Here is a 440-nt window from a genome sequence, read left to right on the forward strand (position 1 = left end):
ATATAATCATTATGGTTGGAAAGGGAACGATTACTATGCGTGAAACAAGAATATTAGAATTCAAGGAAACGATTACGAATACTTTTTTGAAAACAGTTAGTGCCTTTTCGAATTACAATGGTGGAACAATTCTTTTTGGGGTTGGTGATAATGGAAATGTGAAAGGATTGCCAGATGTAAAACAGGCCTGTCTGGATATCGAAAATAAAATCAATGACAGTATATCACCTCAACCAAACTATACACTTGAAATACAGAATAATGACCAGACGATAAAACTTACTGTAAAAAGTGGTCTTCAAAAACCGTATTTATATAAATCAAAAGCATACAAACGAAATGATACAGCAACGATAGAGGTAGATACATTAGAATTTTCAAGGCTTGTATTAGATGGAAAAAATATTAGCTTCGAAGAATTACCTTGTAAAGATCAGGAG

Annotated in this window: 1 protein-coding gene; it reads left to right on the forward strand. The window is 32.5% G+C overall.

Translation table 11 applies throughout. From position 1 onward, the window contains the following. Nucleotides 1-35: 35 nt before the first annotated feature. Nucleotides 36-440: helix-turn-helix domain-containing protein (locus tag JQM82_RS16115; protein ID WP_235251432.1), on the forward strand; the 405-nt coding region annotated here is incomplete at its 3' end.

Origin of the sequence: Faecalicatena contorta (assembly GCF_021531995.1) — a bacterium.
Classification (GTDB): Bacteria; Bacillota; Clostridia; order Lachnospirales; family Lachnospiraceae; genus Dorea_A; species Dorea_A contorta_A.